Below are 6159 nucleotides of genomic sequence, written 5' to 3' on the forward strand. Positions count from 1 at the left end.
TGGCAGTATCGCTCTCTGAAACTGCTGTATTCTTAGCTGCTTCGGCGTTCGCTGCTGCTGCCTCTGCCTTGTTCTTCTCTACAAGAACTGTGCTGTAGGCTGCAGGATCCTTGTCAAGCTTGCCCTGTGCAGTCTCTGCTGCTGTTCTGGCGTCTGTAGCCTTTCCTTGGGCCTCCCCAGCTGCTGCCTCAGCAGCTTCTGCTGCCCGGAGCAGCTTGTAAGCTGTGGTTGTTTCGTCTTTTGCCTCTTCCTCGGTTGCCATCTTTGCAGCAAGTTCTCTTGCTGCAGCCCCGGCGTCAATGGCTGCCTGGGCGGCATCATCTGCCTCATCAGCTGCAATTTTAGCTGCTGAAACTGTTTCTATTGAAGGAGTGTTGGTTGCCTCAATGGCTGCCTCTGCCTTTTTAACTACGCCTTCCTCTTTTGTTATAGCTGATGCTGCATCATTTGCTACCCGGATTGCATCCTTTGCTTGATCCTCAAGCTGTTTTCTGGCATTGTTTATTGCTGTACTTACGGTATTGTAAGCTTCTGCAGCATTTTCATAAGCACTTAAAGCCTTGGTTCCTTCTTCCAAAGCATTGAAGAATGCATTGGTTGCTGCTTCTTTGGCAGTAGCATCATCTGTTGCATTTGCTGCATTAATAGTTGGCTTAACAATATCTTTTGCATCCTGACCTTTATTCTTTGCATCGACGGTCAGTGTTTCTCCTTCACCGGCAAGAGTTTTAGCAATATTTTCAGCTGCAATAATATTATCTCTTGTAGGATTGGCAATAACCTGTTCTGCTGCCTTTGTAGCTTCCTTAGCTGCTTCGTTTGCTTTCTTTGCTGCTTCCTTTGCTTTCTCTGCAAGCTCATTTGCCCTGGCAGCTATATCTATAGCTGCATTCTTGGCATCTTCTTTTTCTTTGGCTGCAAGATTAGCCTGAGCAGTCTTGACATCTGCCTCAGCCTGGATAGCTGCTTCTTTCGCCTTTACACTGTAATCCCTGATAGTCTCAAGATCAGTCTTTGCGGATTTTATTGCATCATCAGCTGTCTTCTTAAGCTCCTCGTCTGTAATTCCGGCAGCTGCTTCTTCTGCCTTTTTAACTGCTGCTTCAGCTATTGCAAGCTGACCGGCTGCTTCATTTGCTGCATTTCCTGCATTTTCTGCAGCAGTAACTGCTGCTTGTACACCTTCCTTGGAAGGCACCTCTGCTTCTGCACTGTTTTTAGCAATTTCTGCCTGACCTGTTGCAGTATTATAGGCTTCTTCTGCTGCTGTTTTAGCGCCTGTAACTTCGCCTACTGCCTCAAGAGCTGCGTCTTTATTATTTTTATCCAGCTGAGCCTGAGCAGTCTTCGCTGCATCTGCCACATTTTTGGATGTTTCAAGAGCTGTATCGGCTGCACCGTTTGTAAGTTCTGCCTGATTGATTGCAGCCTGTGCTGCCTCCTCATCCTTAGTCTTGGCAGCGGCATTGGTTGCAGCGGTGGCTGCATCATATGCTTTTCTTGCTGCGATCTCTGCTTCTTTGGCCTTCTGAGCGGCGTTATCTATATTGGCCTGGCTAAGTTCATTATCAAGTTTATCCTTAGCTTCCTTCGCTGCCTGCTCTGCCAGGGCTGCACTATTTGCTAAATCTTTAGCAGTTTGCGCTGCCTCAAGAGCTACATTTTTGGCAGCTTCATCCAATTTCTCCTGAGCCTCTGTAACTGCCTCTTCTGCCTTGGTTACAATGACATTGGCAGATTTAATCGCATTATCAGCCGCTTCAGCTGCAATCCTTGCTGCTTCCTTAGCTGTAGAATCGCTGGCATTTTCATAGGCTTCCTTTGCGATATCAGCTGCTTTTTTTGCTGCCTCTACTGCTTCCTTAACCTTAGCGACAGCGGCATTGGCCTTAGCAATTGCCTCTGTGGAAGGATTCTCTGATGCTTTTACTGCTGCATCATTTGCTACTTCCGTAGCCTCTATTGTCTTGGCAGCCTCCTCTACAGTCTCAGCTGCCTTGTTTGCAGTGTCCGTAATATCATCGGAGCCATCTATATCGCTAAGGATATTCTGCAGCTGCTGTTCATATGCCTCTGCACCGGCTGCCTCAGCAGCTGTCTTAGCTTCATCAAGAGCCTCTCTTGCGGTATTTACCTTAACAAAAGCCTCTGTTGCAGCTTCTTTTGCCATATTAGCTGCGTCCTTTGCATCTAAAATGGCTGCATCGGAAGGCTTCTCCTGAGCTGTCTGTGCCTTGTATGCAGCTGCTTTAGCCACCTCTGCTGCATTCTTAGCTTCTTCTCTGGCTGTCTCTGCGGCAAGATTGGCCTTTACTATAGCAGCCAAAGCCTTTTCATTAAGATTATTCTGAGCATTATCAGCATCTGACTTAAGCTTTGCTGCTGCAGTCTTAGCTGCTGATGCTGTTTCTTTGGCTGTATTAACTGATTTTATAACAGTATTTGCTACGGCTTCTATGCTTGCAATATCTGATATCTCAGCATTCTTCGAGGACTTTGCCTTATCAACAATTCCGTTTATGGTTTCAATCAAAGCCTCCAGATCGTTAATTGCATTTGTAGCTGCTTCGTCGGTTGATTCAGCCACTTCCTCTGCTGCTTTGATATTTTTTAATACAGAATCTGATTCCAGATCTTCTTTGGCGGTATTAAGAGCCTGCATTGCCTGTGCAATATCATTTTCGATATTGGATACGGAAGTAAGATAGCCGTTTATTTCTGCAATGGTTGCACTATCAAGCTGAGCCTGAGCAGTCTTTGCTGCCTTTTCAGCAAGTTCTGCTTTTGTTTTAGCATTTTCTCCTTCAGTAAATGCCTTCTCATAAGCACTTTGAATATGATCTACTTTCTCCAGCTCTTCTTTTGTAGAGCCTTTTACCTGATTGTATAATCCGCTTGTATACTCAGAACTTTTAAGCGCCTTCTCGGCTATTTCCTTGGCACTTTTAGCTGTCTCCAGGGCTGTCGCTATGGTTTCTTCCGTTATATTTTTGTCATTTTCCAGAACATTAGTGGCGTTTTCTGCTGCAGTCTGCGCATCTATTGCCTTCTGTGCCCACTCTAATGCCTCAGCAGCTGCTTTTTCTGCCTCTGCAAGCTTCTTGGCATTATCATCCAATTTATCCTGGGCAAGTATTACCTCTGCCTCTGCTGTTTTTACGGCACTTCCGGCTTTCTCTGCTGCGACTGTTGCATATTCTGCTGCAGTTAATGCTGCTTCCTTGGCAATCTCATCAGTTGTTTTTCCTGCGGCATTTGTAGCTGCTGTTGCAGCATTTGTAGCTGCTGTCTGAGCTTCTTTTGCCTTCTGTGCTGCCAAATTGGCTGCAGCGATATTTGCAGGTGTCGGACTCTCCTTTGCTGTCTTAGCAGCTTTTATTGCTTCCTCTGCAATTGCTGTGGTTGTTGCTGCCTGGGCTGCAGTATTAGCTGCCTGAGCGGTTACGTTAGCAACAGTTGCTGCATTATTTGCCTTGGTAACTGCCTTATCAACTTCGGTTTGAATAGCAGAATCTGTATTGCTCTTTCCGGCTTCCTCAGCTGCATTTGCTGCTTCTGTAGCGGCCTCTGCTTTCTGAAGGGCTGTAGCGGCCGCTTCTTCTGCGGCTGTTGCAGCTGCATTCAGATCATCAACCGTAAGGGGATCTTTATAAGTCTCAGCCTCTGCATCTTCTGCGGCCTGTCTTGCTGCCTTGGCTGCTTCCTCAGCTGCATTTGCTGCAGTATTGGCAGCCTCATATGCAGTCTTAGCTGCAGCATTCAAGTTATTCTGGGCTGTTTTTGCTGCTGTTCTTGCTGCCTCGGCTGCGGTAGATGCTCTGCCTGCAGCATAAGTTGCATCCTGTGCTGCTTTGACAGTATCTTGTTTAATTGTGGTATCACTTACTTCTTTTGCTGCTTCTGTCGCCTTGGTTGCAGCCTCTTCTGCGTTAGCTTTTGCAGTTTCTGCAGCTGTAGCAGCTGCCTCTGCAGCATCGACGTTAGCCTTGGTTTGCTCCTTGGTAACCTTCGAAGCTGCTGTGGTGGCTGCTGTGGCTGCGTCATCGGCTTTTCTTGCCAGCTCTGTTGCGTTTTCAGCGGCAGCCTTTGCAAGTTTCTCAAAATTCTCCCTTGCATTCTCAGCTTCATCTTTAGCTTTCTTTGCCATTTTTTTTGCATTATCAGCAGATGATTCGGCATTAGTTATAGCTTCATTCACCTTGCTTTTTTGGTCGTCTGCGACATTTGGAAGCATGTTTTTTAATGCTTCAGCTTTCTCTCCGGCAATCCTTGCTGCCTCATAAGCATCATTTGCTGCTTTAATAGCCTCAGCTATAGTGGTTGATGAAGCATTATTCTTTACCGCTTTATATTTCCTTTCTGCTTCTTTTTTTGCGTCATCTGCTGCTTTCTTTGCATCTTTTGCTTCCTTAATTGCATCAGTAGGGTCAACTGTCTCATCGGCAAGAACAAACGTTATACTGTTGATTACTACTTCTTTTTTTGACATATACCCATTCTCTGTATTATCGTCATGATTTACAGTAACACCGAAACGTACAGCTTGTCTTCCGCTTTCAAAACTGCCTCCATATCTTGTATATCCGTTATTTCCATATCCGCGGAAACTTGTATTACCATTCTGGTCTTTAAGGTAATATTCGAACCTCATACCACCAATTTGGCTGGCATACTCAACATTCATGCTGACAAGCCTATTCAAATCAATTTCTTCCGGAAGATCACAATATACTGTCTGGAAATCTCTAACAGCATAAAATCCATTGGTGGTTCCTATAAAGGAATCCCTATTATCGGCTGGGTTTTCGTTTATAAAAGTAAGATCAATGCCGTAAAATGTTTTGCTGATTGTCTTTCCATTATATGTTGAACTGATCTTTTTTGAAGCAGAGGTTTCCTTTTTAGTAACAGTGACTGAATCGACATAAATATATGTATCTCCGTCACACTCCCCTCTAAAACCGATATATTGAAACCACTGATCAAATTCAGGCTTGAAGGTAATGGTTCCAGTACTGGGATCTACAGTCCTTTTATGCTTATAGGTCACCGCATCTTCGGACTGTTTCTTAAAAAGAACACCCACCCTCTGCTTGTTCAGATATTTGCCGTTATATTTATTAAGCTTAATAGTGACAGTTTCAACATCAGTTCCGTAATATGAATCCGGAAGCTGAAAATAGCTGTCCTGCATATTGGCAACTTTTATTACCTTTCCAATCTTATATGTTTTTGTATAACCAGCGGGCTCAGTACTGTTCACCCAGTTAAATACGAATGATGCATTGTCATATGATGCATCGTCATATGAGTAAGCCTTCGCTGTAACCGCGCTATAGTCAAAGACACCTGCTATCAGTGCGATTGCAAGAATAAATGCAATTGTTCTGGTTAATACGTTACGCATACATACTCCTTAATAGTCCTGAGAATCTATTTCAATCATCCAAAAACTTGAAACCCATTACAGAGTTTCCAAAGTATAATATCAAAATCGTTAAAATTTCGTAAATTCATGCAACCTCTAAATTGTGAATATTCTGTGTTTTTTGAAATAACTTTCCGATAAGTCACTATATATTGTGAAATTTTGTGTATTAAAAAACGGTGATCCGAAGATCACCGTTTTCATTATTCAGCTACTACTTTGCTGCCTTCATTATTCTTTTCGTTATCATCATTCTTGTTATTCTTATCATCCTTTTCATCGGAGTTCTTTTTGAAGAACAAGATGATGTATAAATGAATAAGTAATGTAAGAAGAGCAATTACTATTATAAGAAGTACCGGATTGACCGAAGCTTTTTTCATTGCTGTGGTTATCTTGCCAACGCCGCTGTAGGTAGGTATGTCGGAATCATCGATTGTTGCGATATCTTCCTCTTCTACTTTCTCTTCCTGCTTCTGTGTCTTCTCCTTGTAGCTGTCTACTACAGGATAGATGTCTGATGCCTTAAGAGTTGTCTCTGTGGTTGTGGTCTCATTCTTCACAACTGTCTTACTTGAGGATGAGCTGCTGTCTGACTTGCTTCTTCTGTTTTCACTGCTGCTATTATTGTCAGCAATAACTATTGCTGCTTCCTCACGGGACTTCTTAGCTTCTTCCTCTGCCTTCTTAGCTTCCTTCTCTGCTTCTTCAGCAGATTTTCTTGAAGACTC

The 6159-nt window shown here is 43.7% G+C and carries 1 protein-coding gene and 1 pseudogene; both read right to left on the bottom strand.

The annotated features are described in order from the left end of the window. Nucleotides 1-5407, bottom strand: a pseudogene (locus G588_RS0118160) (hypothetical protein); the annotation flags it as partial. A 224-nt stretch (nucleotides 5408-5631) separates the two neighbouring features. Continuing rightward, a partial coding sequence (locus G588_RS22875) for a hypothetical protein (RefSeq protein ID WP_026668900.1) occupies nucleotides 5632-6159 on the bottom strand: 528 nt, incomplete at its 5' end.

This window comes from Butyrivibrio sp. AE3009 (assembly GCF_000420845.1).
Classification (GTDB): Bacteria; Bacillota; Clostridia; order Lachnospirales; family Lachnospiraceae; genus Butyrivibrio.